This is a genomic window from Enterobacter sp. T2 (genome assembly GCF_010692925.1).
GTDB classification, from domain to species: Bacteria; Pseudomonadota; Gammaproteobacteria; order Enterobacterales; family Enterobacteriaceae; genus Enterobacter; species Enterobacter kobei.
Genome location: NZ_CP048736.1, coordinates 1,597,775 through 1,613,674, shown reverse-complemented (window position 1 = coordinate 1,613,674; position 15,900 = coordinate 1,597,775). Strand labels below are relative to the sequence as shown.

10 protein-coding genes are annotated in these 15,900 nt (G+C 55.0%); 4 read left to right on the top strand and 6 right to left on the bottom strand.

The window, feature by feature from the left end; all coding sequences use genetic code 11:
- The first annotated feature begins 131 nt into the window (after positions 1 to 131).
- The 4 genes from pncB to aspC all read left to right on the top strand — a co-directional run bounded on the left by pncB (position 132) and on the right by aspC (position 5,989).
- The gene (gene pncB, locus G0034_RS07565; RefSeq protein WP_023332556.1) at positions 132 to 1,334 is read left to right on the top strand and encodes a nicotinate phosphoribosyltransferase; all 1,203 of its coding nucleotides are present in this window, start codon (positions 132 to 134) and stop codon (positions 1,332 to 1,334) included.
- Positions 1,335 to 1,499: 165 nt separating this feature from the next.
- Positions 1,500 to 2,900, top strand: coding sequence for an asparagine--tRNA ligase (gene asnS / locus G0034_RS07560; protein WP_014883234.1), 1,401 nt, complete (start codon positions 1,500 to 1,502; stop codon positions 2,898 to 2,900).
- A 607-nt stretch (positions 2,901 to 3,507) separates the two neighbouring features.
- The gene (locus tag G0034_RS07555) at positions 3,508 to 4,614 is read left to right on the top strand and encodes a porin (protein WP_014883233.1); all 1,107 of its coding nucleotides are present in this window, start codon (positions 3,508 to 3,510) and stop codon (positions 4,612 to 4,614) included.
- A gap of 184 nt (positions 4,615 to 4,798) precedes the next feature.
- A complete protein-coding gene (gene aspC, locus G0034_RS07550; protein ID WP_014883232.1) occupies positions 4,799 to 5,989 on the top strand; it encodes an aspartate transaminase in 1,191 nt (396 codons plus the stop codon).
- Between the two features lie 52 nt (positions 5,990 to 6,041).
- Here aspC and G0034_RS07545 read toward each other — a convergent pair whose 3' ends face one another.
- The 6 genes from G0034_RS07545 to mukF all read right to left on the bottom strand — a co-directional run bounded on the left by G0034_RS07545 (position 6,042) and on the right by mukF (position 15,897).
- Complete coding sequence (locus G0034_RS07545) at positions 6,042 to 6,689, bottom strand: MBL fold metallo-hydrolase (RefSeq protein ID WP_179120684.1); 648 nt, start codon at positions 6,687 to 6,689, stop codon at positions 6,042 to 6,044.
- A gap of 20 nt (positions 6,690 to 6,709) precedes the next feature.
- Positions 6,710 to 7,261, bottom strand: a complete 552-nt coding sequence (gene mepK, locus G0034_RS07540) for a peptidoglycan L,D-endopeptidase MepK (protein ID WP_014883230.1) — start codon at positions 7,259 to 7,261, stop codon at positions 6,710 to 6,712.
- 175 nt (positions 7,262 to 7,436) lie between these two features.
- Entirely contained in the window at positions 7,437 to 9,260 is a 1,824-nt protein-coding gene (gene ldtD, locus G0034_RS07535) for a L,D-transpeptidase (protein WP_179120683.1), read from the bottom strand.
- Between the two features lie 178 nt (positions 9,261 to 9,438).
- Positions 9,439 to 13,890 carry a chromosome partition protein MukB gene (gene mukB / locus G0034_RS07530; protein ID WP_023332552.1) on the bottom strand — a complete coding sequence of 1,484 codons (4,452 nt, stop codon included), beginning with the start codon at positions 13,888 to 13,890 and terminating at the stop codon, positions 9,439 to 9,441.
- Positions 13,890 to 14,594, bottom strand: a complete 705-nt coding sequence (gene mukE, locus G0034_RS07525) for a chromosome partition protein MukE (RefSeq protein WP_008499954.1) — start codon at positions 14,592 to 14,594, stop codon at positions 13,890 to 13,892. The genes mukB and mukE overlap by 1 nt, the downstream gene beginning before the upstream one ends.
- Positions 14,575 to 15,897, bottom strand: a complete 1,323-nt coding sequence (gene mukF / locus G0034_RS07520; protein WP_014883227.1) for a chromosome partition protein MukF — start codon at positions 15,895 to 15,897, stop codon at positions 14,575 to 14,577. Before mukF ends, mukE begins: the two co-directional genes overlap by 20 nt.
- Positions 15,898 to 15,900: the final 3 nt, after the last annotated feature.

Here is a 15,900-nt window from a genome sequence, read left to right as displayed (position 1 = left end):
GGGCACAAAATGCCCTCGACCATAAAGTGTGCTTATGTTGTGATCGGGGTTCAATAAATCACTAAACAAGGTATACTCCGGAGTTGTTTATTGTACTAAACGCTCCCGTGAGAGGATGCTACAGCGCACCTATGACTCAATTCGCTTCTCCGGTTCTGCATACGTTGCTGGATACCGACGCGTATAAACTGCATATGCAGCAAGCCGTTTTCCACCATTACTATGACGTTCACGTCGCGGCGGAATTCCGCTGCCGTGGTGACGATTTGCTCGGTATCTACGCAGACTCCATTCGTGAACAGGTCGATGCGATGCAGCATCTGACGCTGCAGGACGATGAATACCAGTGGCTTTCTGGCCTGCCTTTCTTTAAAACCGATTACCTGAACTGGCTGCGTGATTTCCGCTATAAGCCGGAGCAGGTCACCGTGACCAACGAGAACGGCAAGCTGGATATTCGCCTTGAAGGTCCGTGGCGGGAAGTGATCATGTGGGAAGTGCCGCTGCTGGCAGTGATCAGCGAGTTGGCTCACCGCTACCGTTCGCCGGAAATGGGCGTCGCCCAGGCGGTCGCCTCGCTGGAAAATAAACTTGCAGCCTTCACCACGCTGACCGAAGGGCTGGATATGTCCCGCTTCCGCCTGATGGATTTCGGCACCCGTCGCCGTTTCTCTCGCGAGGTTCAGCAGGCCATCGTTAAACGTCTGCAGCAGGAGCCGTGGTTCGTGGGCACCAGTAACTACGACCTGGCGCGTCGCCTCAACCTGACGCCGATGGGCACCCAGGCGCACGAGTGGTTCCAGGCGCATCAGCAAATCAGCCCGGATCTGGCTAACAGCCAGCGCGCGGCCCTCGCCGCATGGCTTGAGGAGTACCCGAATCAACTCGGGATCGCCCTCACCGACTGCATTACGATGGATGCCTTCCTGCGTGACTTCGGACCTGAGTTTGCTGAGCGTTATCAGGGGTTACGCCACGATTCCGGGGACCCGGTTGAATGGGGCGAGAAGGCGATAGCCCATTACCAAAAACTCGGCATTGACCCGATGAGCAAGGTGCTGGTTTTCTCCGATAATCTTGACCTGGCGAAAGCGGTTGAACTTTATCGCCATTTCAACACCCGAGTGAACCTGAGCTTCGGGATTGGTACCCGTTTGACCTGCGACATTCCTCAGGTAAAACCTCTGAATATTGTGATAAAGCTGGTGGAATGTAACGGCAAGCCGGTGGCGAAACTCTCCGACAGCCCGGGTAAAACCATCTGCCATGACAAAGCGTTTGTCCGCGCATTGCGCAAAGCCTTCGATCTCCCGCAGATCAAAAAAGCCAGTTAAGCGCTTACGGGAGCCTGAAGGGCTCCCTTCCCTTATTTATTTCTCAATTCTTCTCTTTTGACTGCGAAATTTACTTGTCTGATAGCGGATGGCAGGTAACATAGATATCCCCCCATAAGGGTGGACAAGTGTTTATTTTTTCCGACTATTAACAGAGAGAATATTATGAGCGTTGTGCCTGTAGCCGACGTACTCCAGGGCCGTGTCGCCGTTGACCAGGAAGTCACCGTGCGCGGATGGGTGCGTACCCGCCGAGATTCTAAAGCTGGCATCTCCTTCCTCGCCGTCTATGACGGTTCCTGCTTTGATCCTGTACAGGCCGTCATTAATAATTCTCTGCCCAATTACAATGATGACGTTCTGCACCTGACAACCGGCTGTTCCGTCATTGTGACCGGCGTGGTTGTGGCGTCTCCGGGTCAGGGCCAGAGTTTCGAAATTCAGGCCTCTGCGATTGAAGTGACCGGCTGGGTTGAAGATCCGGACACCTACCCGATGGCGGCAAAACGTCACAGCATTGAGTACCTGCGTGAAGTGGCGCACCTGCGTCCACGTACCAACCTGATCGGCGCGGTGGCACGCGTGCGCCATACGCTGGCTCAGGCGCTGCATCGCTTCTTCGATGAGCAGGGTTACTTCTGGGTGTCTACCCCACTGATCACCGCCTCCGATACGGAAGGTGCGGGTGAAATGTTCCGCGTCTCGACGCTGGACATGGAAAACCTGCCGCGCACGCCAGAAGGTAAAGTGGACTATGACAAAGACTTCTTTGGTAAAGAGGCATTCCTGACGGTATCCGGTCAGCTCAACGGCGAAACCTACGCCTGTGCACTGTCTAAGATTTATACCTTCGGCCCTACCTTCCGTGCTGAAAACTCCAACACCAGCCGCCACCTGGCGGAATTCTGGATGCTGGAGCCGGAAGTGGCGTTTGCTAACCTCGACGATGTCGCCGGTCTGGCAGAAGCGATGCTGAAGTACGTCTTCAAAGCGGTGCTGGAAGAGCGTCCGGACGATATGAAGTTCTTCGCTGAGCGCGTAGACAGCGATGCGGTCGCCCGTCTGGAACGTTTTGTCTCTGCCGACTTTGCGCAGGTGGACTATACCGACGCGGTTGCGATCCTCGAGAAATGCGGTGAGAAGTTCGAGAACCCGGTTTACTGGGGCGTTGACCTGGCGTCTGAGCACGAACGCTATCTGGCCGAGAAACATTTCAAAGCGCCGGTTGTCGTTAAAAACTACCCGAAAGACATCAAGGCCTTCTATATGCGCCTTAACGAAGACGGTAAAACCGTCGCAGCGATGGACGTCCTGGCGCCTGGCATCGGTGAAATCATCGGTGGTTCTCAGCGTGAAGAACGTCTGGATGTGCTGGACGCGCGCATGGAAGAGATGGGTCTCAATCCTGCGGACTACAGCTGGTATCGCGATCTTCGTCGTTACGGCACCGTTCCGCATTCAGGTTTCGGCCTGGGCTTCGAGCGTCTGATCGCCTACGTTACCGGTGTTCAGAACGTGCGTGATGTGATTCCGTTCCCGCGTACGCCACGTAACGCCAGCTTCTAAGAGCAAAAAAACAGACCATGGCCAGCATTTGCTGGCCATTATTTTATTCTGCACTGTCAGTTTTCGTCAGCGCAAAGTCAGTGTTTTTAAAGCACCACCCCGTCACAACCACTACCTGTTACGTTTTGTTTCCGAGAAACATCTAGCCACAAAAAATAAACCCTATTCTTATTGCGATTATTACACCCTCAAGCAATAGCACAATTTTCAACCACTTTTTCAGCCATCCAGAAGTCTTTTTTCGGTCATAAGAAAAAACGAATCGTTTAACATCTGTTTATAGGAATTGCCTTTATCCAAATTAATCATAAGGAATTCATATATATAAGAAACAATCTGCTGTTTAATTCGCCAGGGCGTTCTGAAATTTGAGATGGTTCACAAAGTTCCGAAAAATACACATTTAGTTACACATATTTTCTTTTTGTAACTCAATCTTGAGAATTGTAGCACTTTCAGGCTAGCGAAACGCTTCGGTGAATGGAAAGATGCCTGTCAGATACATAAAGACACCTAACTCTCATCAATAGTTCCGGAAATATTTATTGACAGAATTTATTGACGGCAGTGGCGAGTGTCATAAAAAAACCAATGAGGGTAATAAATAATGATGAAGCGCAATATTCTGGCAGTGGTAATCCCTGCCCTGCTGGTAGCCGGTGCAGCTAACGCTGCAGAAATCTATAACAAGAACGGCAACAAACTGGACTTCTACGGGAAAGTTAACGCCGAGCACGATTTCGTGACCTCTGGTGATAACACTAACAACAACGACGCAACTTACGCGCAGATCGGTTTCAAAGGCGAAACTCAGATCAACGACCAGCTGACCGGTTACGGCCAGTGGGAATACCGCTTCATGGCCAATGATGCGGAAAACACTGCACAGAAAAACAAAAACCGTCTGGCCTTTGCCGGTCTGAAAGCGGGCGACGCTGGCAGCATCGACTACGGTCGTAACTACGGTATCGTTTACGACGTTGAGTCATACACCGATATGGCACCGTCCTTCTCAGGTATGACCTGGGGCGGTAACTACGTTGATAACTTTATGACCAGCCGTAGCACCGGCCTGCTGACCTACCGTAACAGCGATTTCTTCGGTCTGGTTGACGGTCTGAGCCTGGGCGTACAGTACCAGGGTAAAAACGACCGTGCTGACGTTAAAACCTCTAACGGTGACGGCGTAGGTTACTCCCTGGGTTACGACTTCGGCGAAGGCTTCGGTGCAATCGCATCTTACAGCAACGCTAACCGTACTCTGAACCAGAAAGCTGATGGTCAGGGTGACAAAGCTGAAGCATGGGGTGTTGGTCTGAAATATGACGCTAACAACCTGTACCTGGCAACCACCTATGCAGAAACCCGTAACACCACCCGTACCGGTTCTAGCGGTGATGCTGGTTTTGCTAACAAAACGCAGAACTTCGAAGTGGTTGCTCAGTACCAGTTCGACTTCGGCCTGCGTCCAGCCATCTCCTACGTGCAGACCAAAGGTAAAGACCTGGCTGCCGTCGGCGGCTTCAGCGGTGGCGATGCAGACCTGGCTAAATTCATCCAGGTGGGTACCACTTACTACTTCAACAAAAACTTCAACGTGTGGGCTGACTACTACATCAACCTGCTGGACAAAGACACCGACTACGCGAAAGCAGTTGGCGGTCTGAACGGCAACGACGATATGGCTGCTGTGGGTGTAACCTACCAGTTCTAATCAGAACACCACTTTGTTATATGCTTAATGAACAGGGCTTCGGCCCTGTTTTTTTATGCCTGACAGAAAATAATGGCGACTTTTGAAAAGCCGCACGCTTTTCGTCGCAAACGGTTGGCATTTTGTAAATCTACCGTTAACCTGATAGCGGATTTCACTTCTGTAATCACAATGGAACTTCGTCATGTTTGAGAACATTACCGCCGCTCCTGCCGACCCAATTCTGGGCCTGGCCGATCTGTTTCGTGCCGACGACCGCCCTGGCAAAATCAACCTGGGTATTGGTGTATATAAAGATGAAACCGGCAAAACCCCGGTACTGACCAGCGTAAAGAAAGCTGAGCAGTATCTGCTGGAAAATGAAACCACCAAAAACTACCTCGGTATTGATGGTATTCCTGAATTTGGTCGCTGCACGCAGGAGCTGCTGTTCGGTAAAGGTAGCGCAATTGTGAGTGACAAACGTGCGCGTACAGCACAGACACCAGGCGGTACCGGCGCACTGCGTGTGGCGGCGGATTTCCTTGCGAAAAACACCTCTGTTAAGCGTGTCTGGGTGAGCAACCCAAGCTGGCCGAACCACAAGAGCGTCTTTAACTCTGCAGGTCTGGAAGTGCGCGAATACGCTTACTACGATGCGGCAAACCATGCTCTCGACTTTGATGGCCTGCTGGCAAGCCTGAACGAAGCGCAGGCGGGTGATGTGGTGCTGTTCCACGGCTGCTGCCATAACCCAACCGGTATCGACCCGACGCTTGAGCAGTGGGAACAGCTGGCTAAACTCTCCGTAGAGAAAGGCTGGCTGCCGCTGTTTGACTTCGCCTATCAGGGCTTCGCCCGTGGACTGGAAGAAGATGCAGAAGGCCTGCGCGCTTTTGCAGCCGTGCACCAGGAATTGATCGTTGCCAGCTCCTACTCCAAGAACTTCGGTCTGTACAATGAGCGCGTAGGTGCCTGTACGCTGGTTGCGGCTAACGACGAAACCGTCGATCGTGCCTTCAGCCAGATGAAATCGGTTATCCGCGCGAACTACTCTAACCCACCGGCACACGGTGCGTCCGTTGTTGCAACCATTCTCAGCAACGATGCGCTGCGCGCGATCTGGGAACAAGAGCTGAACGATATGCGCCAGCGTATCCAGCGTATGCGTCTGCTGTTTGTTAATACTCTGGCCGAGAAAGGCGCAGACCGTGACTTCAGCTTCATCATCAAACAGAACGGCATGTTCTCTTTCAGCGGCCTGACCAAAGAGCAGGTTCTGCGTCTGCGTGAAGAGTTTGGCGTATACGCCGTGGCTTCCGGTCGCGTGAACGTGGCAGGGATGACGCCTGACAACATGGCGCCTCTGTGCGAAGCGATTGTCGCCGTACTGTAATTTACGCCCACAAAAAAGCCTGCGTTCAGCAGGCTTTTTTATTTATCCAGGTTTACCAGACAGGCATCTCATCCTGAAGGAACGGATTATGGAGCCGTTCATAGCCCAGCGTCGACATCGGACCGTGTCCAGGGATAAACGTCACGTCATCGCCCAGCGGCAATAACTTCTGTTTGATCGACTGAATCAGTTGCCCGTGATCGCCGCGCGGAAAATCGCTGCGTCCTACGCCGCCTTTGAAAATCACGTCGCCCGAAATCAGCAGACGAGACTGGTCATCAAAGAAGACGATATGGCCTGGCGTATGCCCAGGACAATGCAACACCTTTAAAGTCACATTCCCTACGTTAACGCGCTCTCCTTCGTTCAGCCAGCGATCGGGCGTCAGAGGCTGACACTCATCAAGGCCAAACATGCGGCTTTGGGCAGGTAACCCCTGCAGCCAGAACTCATCTTCTTTTTCCGGACCGATGATCGGCACACCAAAATGCTGTGCCAGCTCTGCCGCTGCGCCAACATGATCGAGATGACCATGCGTCAGTAAAATCTGCATCAGCGTCACACCGCTGTCGGCGACTTCCTGCTTGATTTTCTCGGCGTCGCCGCCGGGATCAACAAGCGCGGCCAGTTTGGTTTGCTCGCACCAGATCAATGAACAGTTCTGGGAGAACGCGGTAACCGGAATAATACGATAGTTCATACTGCTCCTGTGTTTCGTTATTACCAGTGCCGGACCGGACCGGTATCAATATGCACAAAGTTGCTGCTGGGGTAATATCCTACACCACCTGCGCGCATAGATAACGCAGCTTTGCGAATATTGGCTAACGAAACGCCTTCAATATGGAAATCCATTGCCTGTCCCTTCGTGTGATAGCTTTTTTTCGCTACCCCACGGCTATGGGCGCGTAGTTCATTATTGGTATCCAGTGAGCGATAACCAGAAATGAGCTGCACGGGCTTCCTGGTGCCCAGCAGGCCCTGAAGGCGGAACAACTGATCAAACAATCCTGGGTCGATGGCTTTTACTTTATTCGCGCGGAAATCACGGAAAAAATGGTTGAGTCTTGCTAATTCATCCTGAATATAGCCTCTGCCATCGAAAAACTCCGCTTTTAGCGACTCACCGGTATGAAGATTGTTGAGCGTTAAAACTCGCGGACGAGGTGTCGAGAGCGTGGCAAATGCTGGCGTCGGCAAGATGGCCGCTGCGCCAAGCGCAACACCACCTAACGCCAGCAGTTTGCGGCGATTAGCGTCAAATTTGTCCATGATAATCAGGTCTACAGGTCAATGAAATCGTAAGTATGCTTAGCGCACGAAGGGCACCTTAACTGGCAAAACGGGGTACGTCAAGGCGCCCAACCCCAGTGAATACGCGGCTTACAGCGATATCGCCCCCTATTCACCATAACTTACGACAATCATTTTTCCCGAACTACTTCATTTACCTGATTAATTGTTCCGCTTTTGGCAAAATTTGTGCGCCGGATCGCGCAGTGAGATCATAATTGTAAATATCTGTACGATACTGAGTGCGCCCGTCTTCACCCACAAATGCCGTCAGATAGTAAAGATTGACCGGAATGTTGTGTCGAATATTCACGTAGCGCGTATCCCCCTGTTTCAGGGCGTCAGAAATACGCGTATCGTTCCAGCCCGCATCCTGCAACAGCATATTGGCCAGCTCCGAGGCTTTGTTTACGCGCACGCAGCCTGAACTGAGGGCGCGGGTATCTTTCTGGAACAAGTTGTGGTTCGGCGTATCGTGCAGATAGATAGCATCTGAACTCGGCATATTGAATTTGTAACGCCCCAGGGAGTTATGCGCCCCGGGAGCCTGCTGGAAGCGGAACGGCAGGTTGGAAGCCGTAATCGTCGACCAGTCGACCATGTAAGGATCAATCGCCTCTTTACTGTTCCAGCCGCGCATCACCGTATAGCCATGACGTTCCAGATAACCCGGATCGTTCCAGACCTTTGGCAGAATGTCTTTACGTGCCAGCGTCGGCGGCACGTTCCACGGTGGGTTAACCACCACGTTATTTAACGCGCTGCTCATCATCGGTGTTTTACGATCCGGACGCCCGACAATGACGCGCGAGGCCAGTTTTTCGCTGCCATCCTGATAATAGACCAGGGAATAGGCCGGAATATTCACCATAATGCCTGTGGACAAGGTGCCCGGCAGCAGGCGCAAACGCTGAATATTCAGTGCCAGCACCCCTGCCCGCTGCGCAGGAGAGACGTTAAGCCAGTCGCGCGTTGACGGACCTATTACCCCGTCGGCACCCAGCCCCTGCGCAGCCTGGAATTGCTTAACCGCAGCAACCAGTTCGCGATCGTATGCCGCAGGTTTATCGCTCAGGAGAGCGGCCTTCTTCTCTTTCACCGGCGCTGACGGGCTCACAACCGCGCTTTGCGGATCGTCGCCCGGCAGGGCAATCTTCGGCCCGTCCTCAAGAATACCGGAGCGTTTCAGGATTTCGCGCAGAGCAGGAACATCGCTGCTCCACTGGCCTGGACGCAGCGTCGCGGTACCCCGCATTTGCGGCCAGGGACGCGAGTCGCCCACCAGCGCGAGGAGCGATTCATGCAGGGTGGCATACTGCGGGTGCGCCGGGGCGAGACTGGCAATAAAGCGCGGCAGATCGCCATTATCCAGCGCCAGCTGCCACTGGTTGATCACCGACAGCGCTGGCGTCGCCAGCTTGTAGGGCTTATCGCTATATAACCAGCGGTTGCCGTTGACCGGAATACCCGCCACAAACTGCAGATAGCCCATCATGGCATCGGAAAGCACCACGTCCCGCGCCTGGCCAGTGACGGCTGGATCGGTTAACAGCTCAACCCACTTCGTAAACTGCGGCTGAAAACCCGCAATCGCCACTTCTGCCAGCTGCTGCTGGAACGCGCGCACGGCATCACGATCTTCCCACATGGGTTTCATGTCCCGGGCTGCATAAAGCAGCGTGAGCTGATTGATATAGGCGGGCGTGTAGCCTGACGGCAACCCTGAGAGGAGCTGCTGGCTAAGCGATTCGATATCGATGCCTTCCGGCAACGGCTTAATGCCGGCCATGACGGCGGTCGCCGGAGACTGTTCCAGCGGCTGAGACAATGACGTCGGCTGCGCGCCTGTCGCTGCGGAGCTGTCCGTCGGCACAATTTCAGGCTCGTCGGCCTGGGCGGTTAACAGTGGAGCAAACATCACTGCCAGGCATAAACTCAGCGCAGACAGCTGACGACCACATTCTTTCTTTAGCAACATCCCTTGCCCCCTGTTTTCACGACATGCCCATCACGGTGGGGTTTTCTTTTATTATAGGTAGACGGCAAACCTGTTGCCTTACCTTATGTAAAGAAGTTTAAAGATAACGCAGCCCTAAGCACAAGTTAAGTGAATAAAAAAAGCGGCGCTTTTGCGCCGCTCTTTGTAACAAAACGCCTCAGGAAGCGTCTGCCGTGGTTTCCGGCAATGACTCCGGAGGCTGCGGCGCAAAACCACGCAACCCGACAACATGAACGTGTTCGCTGTTCTGGAACACTTTACGCACCAGTTTATAGGTGGTCCCTTTTTCAGGGCTGATGTTTTCCGGTGCCGCAATAATGAGCTGCATATCAAGACGCTCGCAAAGCTCAAACAGCGTGGCAATAGAACGGGCATCAAGACGCGCCGCTTCATCCAGGAACAGCAGGCGGCATGGAGAGATGTCTTTACCGCGCAGACGGCGCGCTTCATCTTCCCAGCTCTGTACAACCATCACCAGAATGGACATCCCGGTACCGATCGCTTCACCGGTAGAGAGCGCCCCGGATTCCGCACGCAGCCAGCCGTCTGAACCACGGTTAACCTCAACTTCCATTTCCAGGTAGTTACGGTAATCCAGCAGTTCTTCACCGATGGTTTGCGGCGTGCGCTGACCCATATCAATCTGCGGGTTCAGACGCTGGTACAGCTTCGCCAGCGCTTCAGAGAAGGTCAGACGGTTGCTGTTGAACAGATCCTGATGCTGCTCGTGCTGCTCAGAGAGCACGTCCAGCAGCGTCGCGTGGGCTTCACGCACGTTGACGTTGAGACGCACGCTGTTCACCTGACCAAACGACACGCTCTGCAGACCCTGGTTCAGCTGGCGGATACGGTTCTGCTCACGCTGAATGGTCTTGCGAATAATATTCGCCACGCTGCGGGAGCTGATAGCCAGCTTCTGCTCGCGGGAAGTCAGCTCTTCCGTCAGACGCCCCAGCTCAATTTCCATCTGTTCGATGGCTTCGACCGGATCGTCGGTACGGATGATATCCTGACGAATACGCTCGCGCAGATGCTGATAAACCGCCACGAAGAACTGAATTTTACGCTCCGGACGTTTCGGATCTTCTGACATGCGCAGCACATCGCGCAGGTGCTCGTTATCCGCCACCGCCAGGCGCAGCGCACCCAACGCCTTATCCGACATTGAACGCAGCTCATCGGCTGAGAGGTACGCCAGTTCGCGACGGTGCAGGCGACGCTCCACGTTGTTGTCTTTCACCATCCGCATGACCGCACACCAGCCCGCTTTCGCCGTCACCACCTGCTCGCGCATCTCGTGATAGTCGCGTTCCAGCTTGCGCAGGCGACGGGTCAGGTTATCCATTTCGGCTTCGCAGAAGGTCAGCGCTTTTTCCAGCTGATTACGACGCGCACGGTTATTGCTGAGCTGGCTATGCAGTTCATCGCGACGAAGACGGGCGCGCTCTTCCGCCCCGCTGTCGGCACGCACGCCAATGTCCTGCAACTCTTTCTGCAGGTCGTTTAACAGCTCTTTCTTGGTGTCGAAGGAGCTTTTCAGCGAGGCCAGCACCTGGTTGTACTGATTAAGCTGAGCGGAGTGGCTGCGCATCGCTTCGCGTGCGCGGGTACGTTCCGCTTCTGCCTGCTCAAGACGTTGACGCAGCTTTTCATTCAGGTCGCTGTTACCGCTCAGCATTTCAGCCGAATCGGAATAGCCGAAGTGTGCGCGACGCTGCACGACTTCCGTCAGGGCAAACGCCTGCTGACGCGCTTCGCGCTGCACCTGCTGCGACCAGGCATAATCTTCTTTTAACTGCTCGAACTGTTCCGGGTCGCTCTGCAGGACAGACACCACGGGCTCCAGCTTCGCCAGTTGATTGCCGTGCTGCTGCACGAAACGCGCGGCTTCCTGGGCTTCATCCAGACGTTCCTGGATCTCATCCACGCGATCGGCCAGCGTGTCATCTGCCAGCAGGTTGAGGCGCGGCAGGATGCGGTTAAGGGCCGCGACGCCCTCTTTCGCCTGTTCAAACTGGACACGACTCTGCTGGTTGTCACTTTCATGACTGGCAATGGCGCGTTCCAGCTCGCCGCGGCGGGTATTGAGTTTGCGGATTTCCGCTTCCGGGTCGGCTTCAAACGCCACGCCCAGATGGCTACCGATAAAGCGGCTGAATGCCTGATGCAGACGCTGGGTTTTCTGTACATCAAACGACAGGGTCGCAAAACGTTCCGACAGCGTTTCACGCTCGGCATGGAGGCTCTCAATACGGCTTTCACGAGCGGCACGGCCAAACAGCGGCAGTTCCGGGAAGCGGGAGTAACGCCACTGGCGGTCAGCGATTTTCACCACCACCGCTTTTTCCAGCTCGTCAACGCTAAACACGCTGTCATCGAACGACTGCGGATCCCCTTCGATCAGATAGAGATCTTCCGGGCAATCTTCCAGCCCGGCGAGCTGGTCAGAAATCAGCGACAGATCCGGCACCACAATCGCGTTACGGGATGGGCCGTACAATGCGGAGAAGTATGGCGCATCGTCCAGGCCGACATCGTCGTAAATCTCAGACAGCAGTACGCCACCAAAACGCTCGGCTAAGGCATTGAGGCGCGGATCTTCTGACCCGCCCGGCTGGCTTAAGCGCTCAATTTCTTCATCGACGTCACGCTTACGTGCGCCGACTTCATCACGCTCAACAATGGCTTCGCGCTCACGCTCCAGCAGCTGTTGCAGGTATTCGGTCACCTGCTGGCTGGATTCGAACTGTTCGCCGCACTGTTCGCTGAGCTGGTTAAGGCTGCTTTGCGCCGCCAGCCAGACCGGCGCGCGTTCCAGGAGCCTTTTAGAACGGGACTGAAGCTGTTCCAGCTCCTGGCGCAGGGTCATGCGCTGCTCACTGGCGCTGGAGACCGTATCAGAAAGCGCAGCGATACGCGCTTCCAGCTCCTGATGCAGCGCCTCAAGCTCGTCGAAATCGTAATGTTTACCCTGACGCTTACAGAACTCAGCCAGCAAACGCTCGGCTTCCTGCTGCTCACGCAGGCGCTGTTCCAGTTCGTTCAGGCGCATACGCAGCGGCTGCACCTGCTCGGCCAGATGGCGCTGGTTGACGCCGTCGCGCAGCAGTTCACGGGCAACGTTCCAGGCTTCGTTACGCGCCAGCGGGCCGTTAATGGCGACCACCAGCTGATACGCTTGTTCAAACTGGCTGTGCGCCGTTTGCGCGACGCTCATTTTCTGTTCAAGAGAGAGCAGTTTCTCGGTGGCTTCCTGCTCTTTAGCCTGGAAGGTATCCAGCCACTCGTCGGCGCTTTCCGGCGTCAGGTCAGGCAGATGGCACAGCTCTTTCGCGCGCTGTAACGCCTGCAGTGCCTGGGTGTACTGAATCGCACGCGTCTGCTGCACGTCCAATGCCTGCTGGTAATCAGCAAGCTGGCTTTTCAGCTCATCCACTTCCAGCTCGGCGGCTTCGGCGCGGGCTTCGTTCTCTTCCTGCATCTCGGCGGCTTCGGCCACCACTTCATTTTGCTCTTCGAGACGAATTTGCAGCTCATCGAGATCCGCTTCGTAGCGCTCGATTTTCTCCTGCTGGCGCAGCGCGGTCTGCACCAGGTTCAGGTGATCGCTGGCGGCCTGGTAGTCGGCTTCCAGATCGCCTTCAGCACCGTTGTGCTCGCCCAGCTCGCGCGCCATTTCGACGTGCTTATACTGCTCTGCCACCAGCTGTTTACGGGAGGTAAACAGTTCGCGGCGGTATTCTAATGCCTGATCGAGATGGACGCGGCGCTCATTGGCGTGACGCATGTAGTCCGCCGCCACGTAGTTGGTGGCTTCGCTGATCAGGTGTTTAAACAGGTCACGGTCTGACTGGGTCACGCGAATCGCTTCCAGCGTCATGCGGTTTTCACGCAGCGCCGCTTCCATATCCTGGAACGCCTTACGCACGCCGCTGTTTTCCGGCAACAGGTAGTCGCGCAGGGAGCGGGTAATGGCGCTGGAGATACCGCCATACAGGGACGCTTCGATCAGACGGTAGTATTTGCTACGGTCTGAAGCGGTACGCAGACGACGCGCCACTACGCCCAGATCGAACATCAGGGAGTGGTAGTCGGTGATGGAGTTGAACTGCTTGAACTGCACGCCCTCAATGGCTTCGAGCTTGTCTTTCAGTTCCTGTAACGTCAGCACGCGCGCCTGGCGTTCATTCAGGGTTTCCGTCAGCAGCGCGGTCGGCTGCACGGAGGTTGGCAGCCCCTGGATAGCAAACGGTTTGATATCCACTTTACGGTCGCGACCGGCAACCTGCTGCAAACGAACCCCCACCACCACGCGCTGGTGACGAGAGTTAATGACGTCCAGAACGGAATAACAGACGCCCGCTTTCAGCTTACCGTGCAGACCTTTATCGCGGGAGCCGCTTGTCGCGCCTGCTTCAGTGGTGTTACGGAAGTGAAGCAGCGTCAGGTCGGGGATCAGCGCCGTCACAAACGCCGCCATGGTGGTGGATTTCCCCGCCCCGTTACCGCCGGAGAGCGTCGTGACCAGCTCGTCCAGATCGAAGGTTCGGGCAAAGAAGCCGTTCCAGTTAATCAGCGTTAGTGAGCGAAATTTACCGCGTTCAATCATTACTCTTCCTCCCCGCTATCCGGCAGATTCTCTTCATGCTCGTCATTGAGCTGCAAATGGTTTTCCACCGGCATCGCTTCACCGTCACGGATCATGCGAAGCTGCGCTTCACGCGCGTCATCCCCCGCACGCACATCGGCGCCGAAGCGGAAGACTGATTCCGTAATGCGGAATTTGCTGCTGTCGTGGCCCATAAACCAGACCATCCCCAGACGACGCAGACGGTTCAGGGAAGAGCGCACCTTTTCCTGTAATTTCTGACGGTCAAGATCCGATCCGGTCGAACGGTTGTTCACCAGCTTGAGCAGCTTGCTCTCATCCGCCAGCGTCAGTAGCTCATCGTAGAGTTCCTGCTGGGTGAAGATGCCTTCATTCGCCAGACGTTCCGGGCTGAGATAGAGATAGCAAAGAATTTTGCCGACCATCATATCCAGCTCGGAGAGCACGGAGCGCGGGATCAGCGTCGTGGAGCGCGGGCGCAGGTAGAAAAAACCTTCCGGCGCGCGAATCAGCTCCACGTTGTAGCGGGCGTAAAACTCTTCCAGGTACTCCTGGAAGTCCATCAAAAAGGCGTGATTATCCAGCTCGTCTAAGCCAATGTGACGACCGGCACGCAGCTGGCTGTCCAGCGCCGGAAATAACGGATTCGCCAGCGCCTGTGCCAGCTTAACCGGCATCACTTGTTCAATATTTGTCAATGACATGCGCCTGTACCTTGGCTCCGTAATCGTTAATTGGCTGCCACTTCGGCGGCAGTCCGGTGAAATCTGCTTGTGCGATACCCAGGCGCACCGCCTGGTCTACCACAATGCGGGCAACGTCGAAGTGGCGCGCGCGCGGATATTGCGCCAGATAGTCGCGCACCACGAGTCCAAGATCCAGCGGAGCTTGTCTGGTTTTGTAGACAGCGAGCTGTTCTTCGATCATCGCCGCAAGTTGCTCACGAATTTCGTTGAATTCTTCAAACTCCAGATCCGGCGGCAGTTCACCGGTCACCTCTTCATCGCGCAGGGCCATCTCTTCGTCGCGCATATCCAGCAGACGATCGGCATTGGCGTAAGTCAGCGCCCATGGCGCATCGAAGTAGGTCTGAACCGACTGGCGCAGACGCTGAGCAAAGACGCGGTTTTTATCCATATCAATCGCGGTGCGGATAAACTTATGCACGTGTCGGTCGTAGCCGATCCACAGGTCGATCGACTGCTGTCCCCAGCTAATGATGCGGTCGAGCTTGCTCTGCAGATCGAACACCAGACGGTCGATAAAATGCAGATCGTCATGCGCCAGCGTCGCGTCCTGGATGCGCAGCAGGTTGGCTTGCAGCTTATCCCCTGCCGCCTCCAGCGTATCCTGCAGTTCACGCAGTGTACCGGAGGTTTCTGACAGTAAAAGTTCGCAGCTGGAGATGGCCGCACGCCAGTCTTTATTCAGCAGCTGCGCGATGTCGTCTTTGACCTGCTGCTGCTGTTCGTCCATCAAACGCTGGGTAAGATCGATGCTGTCGAAAATCTCGGCCACCGAATATTTCAGCGGCGCGTAAACGTTGCGGTGCCAGTGGAATTCATCACCGTTTTCATCTGCAGCATCGGCGGCACGCTTAAGCTCACCCGCCACGATCGAGAGCTGCATGGAAAGACGCAGCGTGGAAAATTCGCGCTGGCGAATGTAGTAATCGGTGATGCCAATACCCAACGGCGTCAGGCGATAGATGGCGTTTCCTTCCGCCTGCTCGCTGGTAAAGCGGTTCAGCAGACGTTGACGCACCATATCGTTGATTGCGTTGTTGGCACGCACGCTAATGGTTTCGCTGGTTTGCTCAAACGCATCACTGACATGGCGGAACGCATCCACCAGTTCACCCTCGCTCATTTCGCCATCCAGCCGTTCGCCGTTCAGCGTGGCAACCGCCAGCAGGAAAGAGAGTCTGTCTACCGGCAGCGAGATGGAGAAATCGTTTTTCCTGGCCCAGGCAACCAGTTCGGGGACTGTCTGGGAAAATTCACTCATAGG

Coding starts and splice junctions, on each gene's coding strand:
- pncB (WP_023332556.1), top strand. CDS start 132: ATGACTCAATTCGCTTCTCCGGTTCTGCATACGTTGCTGGATACCGAC.
- asnS (WP_014883234.1), top strand. CDS start 1,500: ATGAGCGTTGTGCCTGTAGCCGACGTACTCCAGGGCCGTGTCGCCGTT.
- G0034_RS07555 (WP_014883233.1), top strand. CDS start 3,508: ATGATGAAGCGCAATATTCTGGCAGTGGTAATCCCTGCCCTGCTGGTA.
- aspC (WP_014883232.1), top strand. CDS start 4,799: ATGTTTGAGAACATTACCGCCGCTCCTGCCGACCCAATTCTGGGCCTG.
- G0034_RS07545 (WP_179120684.1), bottom strand. CDS start 6,689: ATGAACTATCGTATTATTCCGGTTACCGCGTTCTCCCAGAACTGTTCA.
- mepK (WP_014883230.1), bottom strand. CDS start 7,261: ATGGACAAATTTGACGCTAATCGCCGCAAACTGCTGGCGTTAGGTGGT.
- ldtD (WP_179120683.1), bottom strand. CDS start 9,260: ATGTTGCTAAAGAAAGAATGTGGTCGTCAGCTGTCTGCGCTGAGTTTA.
- mukB (WP_023332552.1), bottom strand. CDS start 13,890: ATGATTGAACGCGGTAAATTTCGCTCACTAACGCTGATTAACTGGAAC.
- mukE (WP_008499954.1), bottom strand. CDS start 14,594: ATGTCATTGACAAATATTGAACAAGTGATGCCGGTTAAGCTGGCACAG.
- mukF (WP_014883227.1), bottom strand. CDS start 15,897: ATGAGTGAATTTTCCCAGACAGTCCCCGAACTGGTTGCCTGGGCCAGG.